Raw genomic sequence first — 17,222 nt, forward strand, 5'->3', positions numbered from 1 at the left:
GGTTGAAGTCAATCGGCAGTGCGCCGGGATCGTTGTAAAGCTGGTGAGTGAATGTGGATTTTCAGCCAGCGGTGCTCCGTACGGCGCGCTATAGAGCGCTTGTAACGCATGAGTTGTCGTGGTGCATGCGCCTGTCACAACCGCAGCAGGCCTGCACGCCAGGTCGGGGGAGGAGCGCTCAACTTCACCTCGTTCTCGGGCTGGCTTTTTTTCATGTCTGCTTAAGTGATTAGTACCATAGCATATTTTACTTGACGTAATGCAATGCCAAAAAACCCTTATAAGGGGCTTTGTCTTGGTTTGGCTTATCGCCCACTAAATAGGCCTATTTACGCACCTTACGGCTCAGTACGCGGCAATGGAGAGCTCCATTAACCTATGAGAATTAAATGTTGTACGCAGGCATACCATATGGTAAGTTTTTTTCAATTTAGCGGATTTCAATATCGTGAATGACTGAGCGGGGACTGTTGTCGCTGCCAGATTGAAAGGAGTATTTCGATGGGTAAGTGGGTACGTGATGCGAACTGTTTTCTCTCGCGCTTCACTGTCGATCCTGCGCGACGCGACGACTTTATTGCTGCGCTCGAGGAGTTGGCGAGAAACGCGGAGCCTTGGTACGAGGAAGGCTGCAATTTCGCTTTCCATGGTTGGGCGCGCAATCCTAATCAGTGGGTGGCGATCGCCTCTTGGAAGTCTGAAGATTTCGTCAATCGGATGCGCCAGACCGATTGGTACAAAGACACTCAGCAACGCATGCTGGATTGCAGTAGCGACGCCATGGTCATGGAGCAGTTCAGCGGTATGAATGTCGATCGCAGCGTTTTCGAGCAGTACCCGGCGGGTAGCTCGCAGGTGCATATGAAGACGAAGACGCTGGATGTGACCTTTCTCTAATGATGGATTCTGAGCTGGCTCCAGGCGTTCTGGGGGCGGTTGATTCTGCGATTCTGGAGGCAAGCCGTATGCGCAAGTTCAAACGAGGCCACGCCGAGGTGCGAGGTATTGTCGACGCTCCGATCGATCAAGTTTGGGAGCTTTTGACCGACTGGGCCGGTCTGCTGCGATGGTGGGTGAAGCCGGAAGATGGCGGCCGTCCCGGGCCGGATCTTGCCAGTGTCGAATTGGTAGGCGGACCCGAGGATGTACCGCGCACGCGAGTCGTTCGTCACGTGACCGGTTCGATGGTCGACGAGACCCTGTTGTTGCAGAACAACGAGACCCGACGCATCTACTACGACATGGTTTACCGCCCGAATCCGGGGGGGGCGGTATTGCGCAGCGAGTTCGAAAATTATCTGGCGACGACCGTGCTCGACACGCTGCCCGATGGTAAGACGCTGATGACATTCAAAGCCGAGTTCGATGTCGTGGAGCCGGCTGATCTCGACCTTATGCGCTCCATCATTGAGCGCACCTGGACCGACGGCATCCTGCAAGGTTACCGACGCTACTTCGCCAAGGCACAGACGGCTTGACACTTTTGTCGTCCTGCCTGTCGTGAAGGCGCAGGACTGTGACCGAATATAAGAATAGGAAGTACTGAAATGGCAAAAATTGGCTTGCTGCTTGATCGATCCACCAATTTCCTGCCCGGCCCGCAGTTAGCGAAGCTCGCCCAGAGTATTGAGCAGCTCGACTTTGAAAGTGTTTGGTTGCTCGATGCGTTTGGTCGGGAACCGTTCATTGCGGCATCATTTATTCTCGCCAATACCACAAAGTTGAAAGTGGGTACGGGTGTCGCGACGGCGTACGGGCGCGATCCGACGTCAGCCGTCCAGGCATTGCAAACGTTGTCCGAGTTGTATCCTGGCCGGTTCTTCATGGGTCTCGGCGCGTCCAATCCTGCCGTGATTGCCAAACGAAAACAGGAGTGGGTAGCTCCACTGCCCAAAATGAAGGCCTATCTCGAGGATATGGCCGAAGTTGGGTTGGCGGCGCTCAAACCAGACGTGACCGCGCCTCTGTACATCGCCGCCCATGCGCCGGGATTGCAAGCACTGGCCGTGGCGCGCACCCAGGGTATCTTGACCTGGATGATGCCGTCCGCTGTCGTGGCGCAAGCGCGTGAGCGTATCGGGGCACAGTTGGACCTTACCGCGCAAATTCTCTGTGTGATGACATCCGACGCCAGCGAGGCCCGGCGGATCGCGCGGGCCTATCTCGCCATGTATTTGGCTCTGCCGTACTACCAAGATGCATTCGAGCATGCCGGATTTGACCGGGCAGAGTGTACCGAGGGCGGAGGAAGTGATCGGTTGATCGACTCGGTGCTTGCCTGGGGCGCACCGGAAGATGTGCTGCGTCGCGTTACCGAGTTCACTGAGGCGGGCGCCACACGTGTGGTGCTCAACGTATTGACGTCGGACCCGGCGAAGACCGGTCCAGATGGAGCGCCTGAAGTGACTGGTGATTGGAATCTCAATCGCCTGCAGGTGCTTGCAACTGCAATCCAGCCTCTCGTTGTGTAGCAAACCGAGGTTTGAACTGTGCTGCAGTTGAAAGACTGCAACATCTGCATCAGAAGTGCCTGAAAACAATAAACATACCTGTAGAGGGAGGCATCAAATGATTCGTAGAGCCCATTACCTGGCGCCGCTCATGCTCGCTATGAGCGTTTCCAGTTTGTCCATCTCTGCTTTTGCTGAAGACGCAAGTCAGCTCGGCGGCCCTGTACTCACGGCATTCGGTGCCGAGAAGGCCGGTAACAAGGAAGGGACGATTCCACCTTACACAGGCGAAGGTTTGAAGACACCGCCCAACTTCGGTAAGGACCCGAAAGATCCTTATCTGCGCCCCAATCCTTTTGCTAACGAGAAGCCGCTTTACTCGATTACCGCGCAAAATGCCGCTCAATATGCCGACAAGCTCGACGGCATCATCGAGGTGTTCAAGACCTATCCTAATTTCCGGATGGACGTTTATCCGACCCATCGCACGACATTTATTCCTCAATATGTACTCGAAAATACGTTGAAGAATGTCACTGACTGCAAGGGGAAAGAAGGGGATACGCTGATCGAGAACTGCTGGGGAGGCACGCCTTTCCCGACACCGAAGAACGGCGCCCAGGTTATGTGGAACCACCTGACAGCTTTCCGTGGTTATGCCTGGCAGAGCTACTCCAACTCCTATGTAGTGGCCACAAATGGCACTGTGACAAATGTTGGTGGCAACAGGATTTGGCAGCAATCGCCTTACTATGATCCGAAAGCGGCATCGCCGGCCGTGGCCAAGACAGTGTACTGGGCGTTTCGGGCTGACGCCGATGCACCCACTCGCAAAGTGGGCGAGAAGCTTGTGATCGTCGATCCGCTCGACGTCAAGAACATTGGTCGCCGCGTCTACCAGTACATTCCTGGCCAGCGCCGCGTAAAACTTTCGCCCGATCTGGCCTATGACATGCCGGCTCCTATGGCTGGCGGTGCAGCTACGACGGACGACGCGATTGTGTTCTCTGGTGCCTTGGATCGCTACGACTTTAAGCTCGTGGGCAAGAAAGAAAAGCTGATCATGGCCAACAATTTCAAGCTCTACGATCATACGGGTTGCGACGACGCCAAGGTCATGACGAAGAACTTCCCCAATCCCGACTGTATTCGCTGGGAACTGCGCCGAGTATGGACGGTGGAAGCCAAGCTTAAGCCCGGCTTCCGGCATGTCTATGCGCGTCGCATGTTCTATTGGGATGAGGATGGCTATGCAATCGGTCTTGCAGAGAACTACGACGCGGCCAACAAGCTTTATCGCGTTGTGAGCTCGCATGGCATTCCATATTACGCCGAAGAAAATGGCGGCGTGATGAACGAGGGCACCGTCAACCTGGATCTGCAAACGGGTGTCTGGGCGTTGATGGGCGCCTATGGGAACGTTGGCTCGGGGACGGTGCCAGCGGCACCAAAACCAGAGCGCTTCTTTGCACCCGAAGATATGTCCGGCTCAGGAATACGCTGAGAGTTTGAGCCAGGCGTGGGTGTGCCTGGCTGCCTCGACCTAGCTGACAAACAGACAATCAAAAGCTGTGCTGTCGGCAATTGCGAATGCTGTCGTGTCGCACATGCGCTCGTGCCTGCGACGCCAACGAGAAGGAGTTAGAACGTGGCAATTGATTTTGACGTGATCGTTGTGGGTGGTGGTGGCGCAGGGCTGGCAGCCGCCTGTCACGCTAGGATGGCTGGTGCGTCCGTCATGGTCATTGAGGCTGACAGCAAGCTGGGCGGGGCAACCGCGTTGGCGGGCGGCGTCGTCTATGCGGCGGGTACTGCAGTTCAGCGTGAAGCCGGGATCAAGGACTCAGCCGAAGCGATGTACCAATACATGATGTCGCTCAATCAATGGTCGATCCGGCCCGCCCTGGCCAAGACCCTGGCGGACAGCGGTGCCTCGATTATCGAATGGCTGATTGAGTTGGGTAATGAGTTTCCACCGAACCTTATTGTTGAGTCGGGGGTGGGAGGCTGTCCACGTGGGCATCAGTGTATTGGTGCTGGGTTCGGAATCATTCAATCGCTGATCAACGCCGCCGGAGCACTTGGCGTCGAGACAGCGTTGGGAGCGCGTGTATCGGACCTGATTTTTGAAGAAGGCCGGGTTTGCGGCGTTCGTTCCGAGGGCATCGAATTGCGCTCCAAAGCAGTGATCGTCACGACGGGTGGGTTCGGCAACAACCCGGAAATGATCAAACGGTTGTGGCCAACCGCTGCGGCCCATGGCAGTCGGCTCTTTTCGATCTACGCGGCCGTGCCTTACAACATGGGCGATGGTATTGCATTGGGTGAGAAGGTCGGCGCGCAACTGACCGGCATCGACAATGGCTTGCTCGTGCCTTCGCCTAATTTTGCGCCGAACCTTGAAGCTTTTCTTCCTGAATGGGCAATGGTCGTCAATCGCGATGGCCACCGCTTCATCCCGGAGGACGCTTCCTATGCCGTGTCGGGCTATTTGCTCAATGAGCAGCCTGAGCTGCGGTGTTTCGCAATCTTTGATGAGCCGGCAATGTTGGAGGCATGCGCCGACGAAAACGTCGTCAAGCACTATATCAACGATCCCGGCTCCGATAGCTGGCGTATTGCAGCCATCCGCAAAAACGTCGAGACCGGGCGTGTGAAGGTGGCTGATTCGATCGAAGAGCTGGCTCGGCGCGCTGACATTTCTCCCGCCGGCCTGGCTGCTTCAATCACTCGCTATAACCGTTACGCCGATCAAGGCGAGGATCCGGAGTTCTTCAAAAAGGCCAAGAGGATCTACCCGATTCGCACCGGGCCATTTTTCGCGGTCGAGATCCGGGCGTCGGCCTTGGTTTCCTGTCATGCCGGGCTCGATATTGATGATCACGGGCGTGTACGAGATCGATTCGGCGAACCCGTCCCAGGACTCTATGCGGGAGGGGAGGTGCTCGGATGCACGTTAGGGCGTCGATACATTGGTGGCGGTATCGGCATCGCCAATGCGCTGACCTTCGGGCGTCTTGCAGGCAAGACTGCTGCGTTGGATGGCGCGGCTGTTTAGTGCCAGGAGCAGAACATGTTAATTGCGGACAAAATCGCCCTCCAAGAGCTCAACCATCGATACGCTCAGTACATCGATTTTCATCAGGTCGATGAGTGGGTGGCGTTGTTCACCGAGGACGCAGTGCTGGATGAGCGCCCCCTTGGTTTCGGTGTGCATGAAGGCCGAGCGGCCATCCGTGCATACGCTGAAATCCTTGCTGCCAGCGTGCTATATGCCGCGCATCTGGTGCCGAACATTTTGGTCGCGGGCGTGGGCTCCGATGAAGCAACCGGTAGTGTGCTGGCGCTGGTTGAAGCAGTGACGCGCGATCAGTGCCGCATGCGCTATCAGATCAGTTACGAGGATTGCTACGTACGCCAGGATGGCGAATGGCTGTTCCGTAAGCGAGTGGTGCGATCCACCGTTCCGCCTGAAATCATGAGCGCCGGTTCTATCTGCTGATTCGTCAACGTTAATTGGGCGCAATCGAACTTGACCGTGAACGCCCGTAATACCCTCCGGTAAAAGAAGGCATTATATGATTTACAACCCCAAATACCTGGCGCCATTCATGCTGGCGATGAGCGTTTCTGCTTGGTCCATTGTCGCGATTGCCGATGACGCAAAACAGCTGGATGGCTCCGTACTTACCCCATTCGGTGCCGAGAGGGCGGGTAACAAGGAGGGCACGATTCCAGCTTATACGGGCGAAGGGTTGAAAATGCCGGCAGGCTTCGGCAAGAATCCAAGAGATCCCTATTCGCGGCCTGACCCCTTTGCCGACGAGAAGCCGCTCTACTCGATTACCGCGCAGAATGTGGCCCAATATGCCGACAAACTCGATGGCCTCGTCGAAATATTCAAGACCTATCCCAATTTTAGGATGGATGTCTATCCAACTCATCGCTCGACGGTTTTTCCCCAGTACATGCTCGACAACACGCTGAAGAACGCCAAAGACTGTAAAAGCGTGGATAACGACACGCTGATCGAAAATTGCTGGGGCGGTATTCCTTTTCCCGTTCCGCAAAATGGCGCTCAGGTTATGTGGAACCACCTGACGGCCTTTCGTGGTCATGCCTGGCAGGGCTATTCCAACTCGTATGTGGTGGCCACTAACGGTACGGTCTCCAACGTCGGAGGAAATCGGCTTTGGCAGCAGTCGCCTTATTACGATCCAAAGGCAACTGCACCAGCCGTCGGCAAGACTGTGTACTGGGCGTTCCGGGCTGACTCCGACGCTCCCACTCGCAAGGTGGGCGAAAAATTGGTAATTGTCGATCCGCTTGACGTAAAGAATCTCGGCCGCCGGGCCTACCAATACATTCCTGGTCAACGCCGGGTGAAATTGTCGCCAGACCTGGCTTATGACACCCCGTCTCCTTCGGGCGGGGGCTCTGCCACAATGGATGACGCGCTTGCATTCTCCGGCGCCTTGGATCGTTACGACTTCAAGCTGGTGGGCAAAAAAGAAAAGCTCATCATGGCCAACAATTTCAAGATCTACGATCGCGCAGGGTGTGACGATGCTCGAATCGTGTCGACGAAGAATTTCCCCAATCCGGACTGTATCCGCTGGGAACTGCGTCGTGTATGGACGGTGGAAGCCAAGCTCAAGCCCGGTTTCCGGCACGTCTATCCACGTCGTATGTTTTATTGGGATGAGGACGGCTATGCGACCGGCCTTGCGGAGAACTACGATGCGGCAAACAAGCTTTATCGCGTAGTCAGCTTGCATGGCGTGCCGTATTACACCGAAGAGGAGGGCGGCATGGTGGCTGAAGGTACCTTCAACTTGGACTTGCAGACGGGTGTCTGGTCCGTTCAAGGCGTCCACGGTAATGCAGGCGCCGGTGCCGCCAAGTCTTCCCCTAAGCCGGATAATTTTTTCTCATCCGAAGGGCTGACAGGAGCAGGTATTCGCTGACTCTGAAATCTCCTGGAGGGGCTATTCAGCCATGCCCGCCCCCATGTTAGGGGGCGGTGCATCCATCAAGCGTCGTGGAAGTGAGGCAGTAGATCCCGTGCAAGCGCATCGACAGTTGAATTGAGCACGTCGGGTTCATGTGAATTCAGTGCATAAATGAAATGAGTCGCACCGGCGGCGGCGTAAGCTGATGCCACCTCGACGATGCGCGTTGCGTCATATCCGTCAATAGTCGAGCGCAATTCGACGTCGGTGACTTCTACGTCATCGAGCGCTAGGTTGAAGCGCATGCACACGTCCAGGGTTGCTGGATCTCGGTCGACTGCTTGGGTGGCGAGACGGAGCTGAGTCAGTTGAGCGCGCAGTTCGTCGGGTGTAAGCCCGGTGGGATGCCATCCATCACCTACTCGAGCTACCCGACTCAAGGCCGCATCGCTCATGCCGCCTATCCAGATTGGTAACCGACGCTCGGCAAAGGGTTTGGGTGAGGTGTGGACGTCGCTGAAGCGCCACTTCAGGCCGGTATGTTCGGCCGCCTCCTGGGTCCATACCGCACGCATTACATCCAGCGCTTCGTCCGTCAGCGCTCCGCGCTTTTCCCAAGGGATGCCCAGCACGTCGAACTCTTCGCGCACGTTGCCAACGCCAACGCCAAGAATCACTCGCCCGCCTGATAACTGGTCGAGGGTTGCGATGTATTTGGCAACGTCGAGAGGATGGTGAAATGGCAAGACGAGTACAGACGTTCCAAGGCCGATGCGCTGTGTGCGCGAGGCGATGGCAGACAGCATCGCCAGCGGATGGAAATAGGGGCGGTCACCTATTCGTGCTCGTACGTAAGCGAGATTGACCAAGTGCTCTGAGGTCCACACCGATGCGAAACCATGGGTTTCAGCGCGCACCGCCAGGTCGACGAGCTTTCCTGCGTCGTGGGCGCCCCAGTTGTTAGGGATCGAGATACCGATTTTCATGACGTGCGACCTTCTGATTTCATGGCTGATCCATACGAGTGGGCAATGTTTGAGGGTGGTATTGCGCTACATATGGTATACAAGCATATAATCTGTTTGCAGTTCTACTGGTGGCCGCGCCGGTTCGTTTACGGACGGGCCGAATGGTAGGGGCGGTGCCCTCGAGGAGATTTTATGAAAGCGACCATCACCGAGATTATTGACGCTCCAATCGACAACGTTTGGGCCATCGTTTCCGACTTTCCTGGCTTGATGCGCTGGCATCCCATGGTGGAGTGTTGCGAAGCAACGGGTCAAGGCGTGGGCGCTTTGCGAACCGTGCATTTTACCGACTGGTGGGCTGTCGAACGATTAGAGGTCCTTGATGCTGAGACTCATGTCTTGGGCTATGCAATCACCGATTGTAGTCGGCCGGAGAATATAGGAGTGACTGGGCGAATTACGCTTTCGCAAGCCGCTCCAGGGCGCACCTGCATAGAGTGGGTCGCTGGCTTGGAAGCTGGTAACGAGCATGCTGAAGTGATCAATGCTGCACTGTTGGCTTATTACCCGATCCGCATCGGGCACCTGCGCACCGCCTTGGATCTGGCGGTGCACATACGCTTTTTTACAAAGTAACGAGTCGGCTGTTTTTCAGGTTTTATACTGAAAAATAGTATGCGTTAGATATTATATGTATAAAAATAAATAGAAGTGCATGACCGGAGCCAAGGCATCCGGTTCAGGAGGCATCATGTCATTCCCCGCTGTTTCGTTTATCGCCTTGGCTGGCGCTCACACCTTTAACAATTCCCTCTGCGCCCGACAGTCGGCCGCCGTCCCCAACGACTAGGAAATTTGCAATATGGCGCAACTTATTGTGACGCGGCGGGACGGCGATGAGGTGATCATCGAGTCTCCGGGTGATCGTTCCGTGATGGAGCTGATTCGCGATCAAGGTATCGATGAATTATTGGCCATGTGTGGTGGGTGCTGCTCATGTGCGACCTGCCATGTGTACGTCGACCCTTCGTTTTTGGACAGGATTGCGCCAATCAGTGAGCAAGAGCACGACCTGCTCGATGGTAACGCTTCGCGCAGCTCGAATTCTCGTTTGTCTTGCCAAATTCCATTCGATGAGACGCTGGATGGTCTGCGGGTGACAGTGGCACCGGAGGAATGACATGAAAAACAGTTACGACGTGCTGATCGTCGGTGCTGGCCATGCGGGTGCTCATACAGCGCTGACGCTGCGCCAGCTTGGTTTCACTGGGAGTATCGGGTTGCTTGGCGAAGAGCCGGATTTGCCTTACGAACGTCCTCCGTTGTCCAAGGAGTTTTTAAGTGGGGACAAAACCTTCGAGCGGTTGCTGATTCGGCCGGAATCATTCTGGCGTGAGCGCGCAGTTGATGTGATAACCGCGTGCCGCGTTGTCGCTATCGATCCAGATGCCCACTCCGTACGAACCAGCGCGGGTACGACACTGAGCTATGGACGATTGGTCTGGGCGACCGGCGGTCGCGCGCGCATGCTTACCTGTCCCGGCGCCCAGGCGAAGGGGGTTCGCAGCCTGCGTACGCGTGCTGACGCGGACTGGATGCGGCGTGAGCTGGCCGATGTGCTGCATGTGGTGATTATCGGCGGCGGCTACATCGGCCTTGAGGTGGCAGCGGCGCTGGCGGCAAAGGGCAAGCACGTGACAGTGCTCGAGGCCCGTGAAAGGGTCTTGGCCCGCGTCGCTGGCGAGGTGCTGTCACGGTTCTATGAAGCTGAGCACCGTGCCCGGGGTGTTGAAGTGAAGCTGGACGCGAAGGTTGAGGCCATCGAAACATCCGGGGGGCGGGCATCAGGCGTTCGACTTGAAGGCGGCGTTATCTTGCCGGCGGAATGGGTCGTCGTCGGGGTCGGCATCATTGCGGCCGTGGAGCCACTGGTTGAGGCGGGTGTCGATTGTGCCGATGGTGTCCTGGTCGACGAATTTGCTCGCACTCGGTTGCCTGACGTCCTGGCCATTGGCGATTGTGCACGTCACGCCAATTCATTCGCCGCGGGAGCGCAGATCCGGGTGGAGTCGGTCCAGAACGCCGTGGACATGGCCACCACCGCGGCACGCACCCTGATGGGCGATCTTCGACCCTATCACGCGGTGCCGTGGTTTTGGTCGACACAATACGACCTGAAGCTGCAGACCGTCGGTCTGTCGACCAATTACGACCAGGAGGTAGTGCGTGGCGACATCGCCACGCGCAGCTTCTCGGTCATCTACTTGCGCCAGGGACGAGTGATTGCCCTGGATTGCGTGAATGCCGCCCGGGACTTTGCACACGGCCGAGCTTTGGTGGCAAACGGCGCGCAGATCGACCCTGCGGTCCTGGCGGATACTCGCGTGTCGCTCAAGGATTCAATGTTGCTAGCGCCTGTCGCACCGGCCTGAGCGATGGATACTCGCAACTGGCCAGAAGTCCGTTCACAGACCCCATTAAACTCGAATATCAGGAGCCACAATGAATAACAATGATCCTGAGCAGCCTGTCAGCTTCACCGACCGTGAAGTCTATGCCTGCCCATTCCCTACCTACGACCGGCTGCGTGAAGAACAGCCTGTGTACCTTGATCCCAAGTCCGGTCACTACATCCTGACGCGATACGACGATGTACGTAAAGCGTTGCTGAAAGTCTCGGCGTTGAGCAACAACACCGGGGTGATGGGGGACCGATGGGCGCCAGAAGCCAATGCTCTTTTCGAGGCGCATGGCTGGTTGCCGATGAATACGTTGGTGTCCAATGATCCACCAGGCCACCGTACCTATCGCACTTTGGTGGACAAGGTATTTACCACGCCAAAAGTGGTGGGTCTGGAGCCACGCATCCAGCAGATTATCGATGCTCTGATTGATGACTTTGCCGGCTGTGCAGAAATTGACTTCCTCGAGGCGTTTGCGGTGCGCTTGCCCATGTACGTCATCGCCGAGCAGCTTGGTGTAGCGAGCGAGGATCGATTGAAATTCAAACGCTGGTCCGATGTGGCCTTGGAAAGCGTGAATCCGGTACTGACACCGGAGCAGCAAACTACCCTGGCCCATGAAATCATCGAAATGCAGCGCTATATGGCGGTTCAGGTCGAGCGAGTGCGAGCTGAGCCCGACGATCTGTTATTGAGTCGCCTGGTCAATCTCGAAACCGATGGGCGTCGGCTCGACATGCGCGAGTTGCAGAGCTTGATTTTGCAGATATTGGTGGCGGGAAACGAGACGACGACAACAACGTTGGCGCTGGGCATGAAGACACTGATCGAGCGCCCGGAGCTTGCCGAGGAAATTTATCGTAATCCGGAGCGTGCCGGGGCGTTTGTCGAGGAGACGTTACGCGTTACCGCGCCGCTTCAAACCTTGTTCCGTCGGGCGGTTGTTGACGTCGAAATTGGCGGCGTAACGATTCCCGCGGGGGCGATGGTCGAGGTGCGATTCGGCGCCGCGAATCGCGATCCGCAGCAGTTTGCCTGCCCGGCACACGTCGATCTGGATCGCTCGAACAGTGCCAGCCATCTGAGCTTCGGTGCCGGCATCCATATGTGTATTGGTAACCAGCTTGCACGGGGTGAGCTACGGCTTGCATTTCAGACGTTGACCCGGCGCCTAAGCGGAATGCGTATGGCACGCGCTGCCGATAGTGTTCGCTGGATCGACAACTATACCGCCTACGGCCCTAACCAGTTATGGATGGCGTTTGACGTGCGCGAGGAGTAATCCTGTCGTGAAAATCCAGAAACACAGGCTCCTGAGCGGCTTGCAGCAGGCGATCGATAAACTGGCGGTGCTGGGCGACCCCCTTCGCGTCAGGGAGCATCACTTGGCCGCGCATGCGATTCTGGCGGAGCTGGTTCGTGGCGACAGGTTGCACGATGTCCGCGACCAGTACGAATGTGGGTATTCTCTAGGGGGACGCCTGGCAATAGCTATAGGGCGGGTAGATGCTTCATCCTTCTGTAAGCTACCGCCCAGAATCTCCCATTCTTATGATCAAGCAGCAACCCGTGCGCTGTTTTATGGTTTGCAGGGCGCCCTGGCTGATCTGGTTGCAGTTTCAGGGTACCCGGTCGGCGGGGGCTCGGAGATCGACGCTGTAGTGCTGAGCTTGATGTGCTGGGAAGCAAGCTTGTATGAGCTTCCTGCATTACCCGAGTCGCCCCGGAGCAGGCAACCTGATATGCAAGCGATACTCGAGCGTTCAGTGCGGAATCAGGGCGGCGCGTTGACTCATGCTCGTTTGCTGCAATGCGGGCACGTGCTCGACAGTTTCGGCAATACGGCGCTGCTCTTTGAGATTGAGGATGCCGACTCGCGTCGGTGGCCCCTGGTGTGTCGGATTCAGAAGGACGACGTTCTCTTGGGCTTGCGGAGCAATGTTGCTGATGAATTCCGATTACTACGGTATCTGCACCAGCAAGGTATGAGGGTTGCCGAGCCCATGTGGTTGGAAAATAAACGTTCGATAGAACAATTGTCCTTTTCAGTATCGCGTCGGCCGACGGGCACTCAACTTGAGTCTTGGGCTGATTTGCAATCACTCAATAACTCTCAGATCCAAGCCCTTGCGTCTGAATTGGCAAAAATCCACGGTGTCCGGCTCCAGGCGAGTGACGGTGTCCTTCAGGACAATTTCATAGATCCGACGGATTCCGAGCCGAGGGCTGGAGTTGCGGCGCAGAGGTATCTTGATCGGTGGGTTGATCTCTGGAAAAGTTCCGATACCGCTCCGTCGTCAATCCTTTTGGCGACGCTGCAATGGCTACGTGTCAACGCGCCTCAATCCGACGATGAGCCGGTGTTGGTACATGGTGATTACTCGCCGAATAACGTTGTGTTCGATGGTGACCTGGTTGCCAATGTGGTCGATTGGTCTCATGCGCACATAGGTGATCGCGCCGAAGACTTGGCCTACTTACTTCCCTCGCTGGGCTCGCACGCGCAGGTTGATTATTTCATGCGCGAGTACGTCGCGGCGGGTGGCCACACGGTATCTCAATTTCAGCTGAAATATTATGCGGTCATGGACCAGTTTAAGACGTTGGTGACAATGCAGGAGGCCCGACTACGCTTTGACATGTCACATGCCGATCCTGAATTTTGCATGCTTGGTTTGCAGTCTATCCAGATGCTCGCTTCGAATGTTAGGACCGCGATATGTGCCGCTGAAGCTGCACGTCATACGATGTAGAAAAGAAGGGGGCATCGCAGGCGCGATGCACCTTCAGGGAGGTGGGCGATGCCGGTTTTTATACGATATCGGCCCAGCCGTTATTGAGCACGATGATCTGGCGCTCAACTGCCGTGGTCCGAAAGCTGACCCCACCGCTTTCTTTCCAAAGCTCGGTCTGCAGGGTTTGGGTTCTCCCGGGTAGCCCGGGGCGGAAAAGCGTAAGCTCAGCGATCGCAGCTTATGCGGATTGTCCCTGCATGTCCCCTGAAGAAGCGCGAGAGTGGCCACGCCCATGATGCAGAGACCATGCAGGATTGGCTTGTCGAAGCCGGCTTACGGATGATTGCGGGCGATGCGTGAATTGGATTGTAATCACCTGACAACCGATAGATCAGACCGGCCTGAGGTAGTGTTGTAAGGCTGATAGTTCTATCCGTCGCGCGTTCGGGCAGGGCGCGTGGTGTGGGGGTGCTCTGCGAAGTACCGCCGCCGCCGCCGTCGCCGCGTAGGACATACGTCGAGAGTAGGCCAGCGGTCGTCGCATTGGCGATCGCTGCATCTCTGCGTGATGTTTTGACCGAACATAGCGCGATACAGGGCGATGAAACACAGGCAAAGATGCTCATGCCGAGCAAATATCAGCGTTTGTATGCCGCATCAACTGCTGGCGAACTCCGCGGCACTTCATAATGCTTATGTCTTCTGGGTAAAGCCAGAACGGCCAATAACATCAAAAAACAGCAGCAGAAAACGAAGCCAAAAACCAATCTATAAGACGCAGATGAGGGATAAGAAACATTCAATCCAGTTTCTGGACTTGACACGATATATGAATTCATTAACAAAATAACCACCAACCCACCCACGCCCGTTGATGCGGCACGTAGAACCTGGAGCATCCCTGTCGCCTCAGAAGTCCGATTCTCTGGTACGGCTTCGACAATCAAGTTGGGTAATGCGGTATAGACAATTTGTAACCCTATCGCTGCTATAAGTATTGCCCCTGATATATACCATAGACCTGAATGATGTAGAAACAATCCGCCCCAGGCAATCATCATGGTCAAAACACCTATCAGCGCAGCATCCCGGGCAGTAAAGCGTGATGCAATCCAACCACTAAAAGGGGAAGAAACTACACTTGCCAATTGCGAAGGCAGCATCATGACACCGGCAACAGTTGCCGTGAGGCCGAGGCCGACTCCTGACCACGACGGTTGCTGGAGAAACATACTGAACACCAGATAAATCTGCAGGCTACCTAACCCCGCTAACACAATACTGACGTTAGCTAACGCCACCTGCCGATTGGCTAGCAGACGAATGTCTAACAATGGCTCCTTGTGTCGAAGCTCATACATCACCCAGGTAAACAACAGTAATGCGCTGATGGCAATCAGTCCTAAGGTTCGCTCATCAAGTAGTCCCCATGCCTTGACATTTGCCAAGGCATACATCACTCCGGCCACCGGCAGGATGAACAATACTCCTCCAGTGAAATCAATAGGCCCGGTCAATCCGGCAGGCTTGGAGGGAGGAATGAATAGCCAGACCAAAACAAAGCCAGCCGCAGCGAGACCGACACTACTGTAGAAAAGAGCTTGCCATGCATAATTATCGACAATATATCCACCGATAACCAGGCCCGCACCCGCAGACACCGAAGCAGCGGCAAGGATGAAGCCAACCATCAAGGGGACCTTGTCGGGCGCGAAGTTCTCACGTACTAACCCAATGCAAAGCGGCAGTGCAGCAGCGGCAATACCTTGCACCGCCCTCCCTGCAATAATCCAATTGAGCGATTCAGACAGGGCGCTGCTCAAAGAGCCTAAAAGCGCAATAACCAATAAAATCAGCAAAACACGACGACGCCCGTATATATCTCCAAGGCGTGCCACTATCGCTGTCACAGATGCTGAAACAAGCAGGAATGCAGTGACCAACCACCCCACCTTAATAGGGTCGCCAAATAATTTTATGAATGTCGGTATTGCCGAGAACACCATTGTATATTCGTACCCAGCTGAACACTCCGCCATGAGTAGCGCGAATAGTATGAGTCCCGATGCATATTTTCCTGATCTGTTGTACATAGTGTCACCCATTTTTTATGAGATTTCGTTGGGGTGTCTGGTTTAATTAGGTATTGGCGCCACGCAATATAAATTTCACCGTGCACTTTTCTGATTGCTCGCCATGTCCGACTTCATAAATCCTGCATCGGGTCACCAGAACTTAAAAGCGTAACCTATGATTATTCGATTCTCGTCGCGATCCACGGTATGGTTGCCGCGGTACTTAATATTGCGCCAGCGCAGGGAAATATCCTTGAATGCTCCGCTTTGCACGACATAGGTCAGATCAGTGTTAAATTCATACTCATTCGCTTGCGCATTACCGACTTTAAAGTTGTCACCTTGCACATATCTGTTCATCAGAGTCAGCCCAGGTACGCCGACGGTGGCGAGGTCAAAACTATATTCGACCTGCCAAGTATCCTCCCCGGCATATAGAAAATGGTGATAGATTCCCCAAGCGCGGGCCCAGGGGACGGTCCCGCCTATGAATGGCATGCCGGTGCGACCGCTCTGGTTCTGATAGCCCGCGCCCAAGGTGTGGCCTTTAAAACCAAGGCTGAACATGCTACCCAAAGTTCGATTGTCGATGCCGCTGTTGTTTTCTTCGTCACTATGGAAATAGCGCGCTTCGGACGTGAAGCGCCAATCACCCGATAACCGCAGCGTGTGGTTCAACTCCACATATTGTTGGTTGTAATTGTCCTCCAATTTTGCGTAATAATAAGTAAGATTGAAACCGGAGCGGAAATCATAGGTGAATCCGGCATAGTTGAACCTTTCGCTTGCTGTGCTGGCCGCCAACCCGCCGCCCTTGGTAAACGCCAACATGGTCATGTCCTCATTGCCCGTGGAATCACGCAGGCGAGTACTACGGAACTGGCCAGCGATCAAGGTGACCTTTTCAAGATCTTTCGATACTATCTGAGCTCCTTCGAAAGTCTGCGGCAGTAGCCGGTTGTCAGCCCTGAAGGCCACTGGCAACACCGGTTCTTGCGTCCCTACGGTAAGCACACTCTTGCCAGCACGAACCTTCGCCGTCAGGCCAAAGGAGCCGAATTCGTCCGCAACGTCCCCTTCCTTACTGACTGGCAGGGCCCCAGTACCGCTGGTGCCACGGCCGGAGTCGAGCTTCACGCCCAGCAGACCCAAAGCGTCGACCCCGATACCAACCGGACCTTCGGTATAGCCGGAGTTGAAGCGCAGCATGAAACCCTGTCCCCACTCTTCCAGTTTGTGTTTGCCACTGGAAGGGTTATCCCGTAAATCCTGATTCACGTAGAAGTTACGGGTCTGCAGGGTCAGGTGACTGTCATTGGCGAAAGAAGCCATGGCTGAGGCTATGGGAACGTAATGCATACCGCCAAAAATTGACGAGACTAACGCGATGTGCCTTGCGTACATTATTAACCCTTTTTTTATTATTATTTCGGTCAGATAGCGACTCTTGCTCTTTGCGGGCAGTATGCGGTTATCAGCAATCTAGTAAAACTAATCGCGAAGTTATTTTTTTAGATCAAATAAGTGCGTAATAACAGAGTGACATGAACGTCATTTTTGATGTGCAAAGGAGCGGTCCT

General features: G+C 55.3%; 15 protein-coding genes. 12 read left to right on the plus strand and 3 right to left on the minus strand.

All coding sequences use genetic code 11. The annotated features are described in order from the left end of the window. Positions 1–501 precede the first annotated feature (501 nt). The 7 genes from AB1462_RS15735 (at position 502) to AB1462_RS15765 (ending at position 7,417) form a co-directional block, all read left to right on the plus strand. Positions 502–897: a putative quinol monooxygenase gene (locus AB1462_RS15735; protein WP_216642217.1), complete on the plus strand. Its 396-nt coding sequence runs from the start codon at positions 502–504 to the stop codon at positions 895–897. A 68-nt stretch (positions 898–965) separates the two neighbouring features. Next, positions 966–1,478: an SRPBCC family protein gene (locus AB1462_RS15740; RefSeq protein WP_367247216.1), complete on the plus strand. Its 513-nt coding sequence runs from the start codon at positions 966–968 to the stop codon at positions 1,476–1,478. A gap of 69 nt (positions 1,479–1,547) precedes the next feature. Then, complete coding sequence (locus AB1462_RS15745) at positions 1,548–2,471, plus strand: LLM class flavin-dependent oxidoreductase (protein ID WP_367247218.1); 924 nt, start codon at positions 1,548–1,550, stop codon at positions 2,469–2,471. A gap of 97 nt (positions 2,472–2,568) precedes the next feature. Then, positions 2,569–3,954 carry a DUF1329 domain-containing protein gene (locus AB1462_RS15750; protein WP_367247219.1) on the plus strand — a complete coding sequence of 462 codons (1,386 nt, stop codon included), beginning with the start codon at positions 2,569–2,571 and terminating at the stop codon, positions 3,952–3,954. Between the two features lie 144 nt (positions 3,955–4,098). Continuing rightward, entirely contained in the window at positions 4,099–5,508 is a 1,410-nt protein-coding gene (locus AB1462_RS15755) for an FAD-dependent oxidoreductase (protein WP_367247220.1), read from the plus strand. Between the two features lie 15 nt (positions 5,509–5,523). Further along, on the plus strand, positions 5,524–5,952 hold the full coding sequence (locus tag AB1462_RS15760; RefSeq protein WP_367247221.1) for a nuclear transport factor 2 family protein: 429 nt from the start codon (positions 5,524–5,526) through the stop codon (positions 5,950–5,952). Between the two features lie 76 nt (positions 5,953–6,028). Beyond that, entirely contained in the window at positions 6,029–7,417 is a 1,389-nt protein-coding gene (locus tag AB1462_RS15765; protein WP_367247223.1) for a DUF1329 domain-containing protein, read from the plus strand. Positions 7,418–7,482: 65 nt separating this feature from the next. Here the strand turns inward: AB1462_RS15765 and AB1462_RS15770 are convergent, their stop codons facing one another. Further along, a complete protein-coding gene (locus AB1462_RS15770) occupies positions 7,483–8,388 on the minus strand; it encodes a TIGR03619 family F420-dependent LLM class oxidoreductase (RefSeq protein ID WP_367247224.1) in 906 nt (301 codons plus the stop codon). 174 nt (positions 8,389–8,562) lie between these two features. Here AB1462_RS15770 and AB1462_RS15775 point away from each other — a divergent pair, with 174 nt between their 5' ends. From AB1462_RS15775 to AB1462_RS15795, 5 genes are all read left to right on the plus strand, one after another. Continuing rightward, a complete protein-coding gene (locus tag AB1462_RS15775; RefSeq protein ID WP_367247226.1) occupies positions 8,563–9,006 on the plus strand; it encodes an SRPBCC family protein in 444 nt (147 codons plus the stop codon). Positions 9,007–9,232: 226 nt separating this feature from the next. Beyond that, positions 9,233–9,550 (plus strand): 2Fe-2S iron-sulfur cluster-binding protein, encoded by a 318-nt coding sequence (locus AB1462_RS15780; protein ID WP_367247228.1) that lies wholly within the window; start codon positions 9,233–9,235, stop codon positions 9,548–9,550. A 1-nt stretch (position 9,551) separates the two neighbouring features. Continuing rightward, complete coding sequence (locus tag AB1462_RS15785; protein ID WP_367247230.1) at positions 9,552–10,802, plus strand: NAD(P)/FAD-dependent oxidoreductase; 1,251 nt, start codon at positions 9,552–9,554, stop codon at positions 10,800–10,802. 70 nt (positions 10,803–10,872) lie between these two features. After that, complete coding sequence (locus AB1462_RS15790) at positions 10,873–12,114, plus strand: cytochrome P450 (protein WP_367247232.1); 1,242 nt, start codon at positions 10,873–10,875, stop codon at positions 12,112–12,114. Positions 12,115–12,121: 7 nt separating this feature from the next. Further along, positions 12,122–13,585, plus strand: a complete 1,464-nt coding sequence (locus tag AB1462_RS15795; RefSeq protein WP_367247234.1) for a phosphotransferase family protein — start codon at positions 12,122–12,124, stop codon at positions 13,583–13,585. A 620-nt stretch (positions 13,586–14,205) separates the two neighbouring features. Here AB1462_RS15795 and AB1462_RS15800 read toward each other — a convergent pair. Together AB1462_RS15800 and AB1462_RS15805 are read right to left on the minus strand one after the other, a co-directional pair. Next, complete coding sequence (locus AB1462_RS15800; protein ID WP_367247235.1) at positions 14,206–15,672, minus strand: MFS transporter; 1,467 nt, start codon at positions 15,670–15,672, stop codon at positions 14,206–14,208. 120 nt (positions 15,673–15,792) lie between these two features. Continuing rightward, on the minus strand, positions 15,793–16,974 hold the full coding sequence (locus AB1462_RS15805) for an OprD family porin (protein WP_367247237.1): 1,182 nt from the start codon (positions 16,972–16,974) through the stop codon (positions 15,793–15,795). Positions 16,975–17,222 lie beyond the last annotated feature (248 nt).

The sequence above is a fragment of the Pseudomonas sp. SB113 genome, assembly GCF_040754745.1.
Lineage (GTDB): Bacteria > Pseudomonadota > Gammaproteobacteria > Pseudomonadales > Pseudomonadaceae > Aquipseudomonas > Aquipseudomonas grimontii.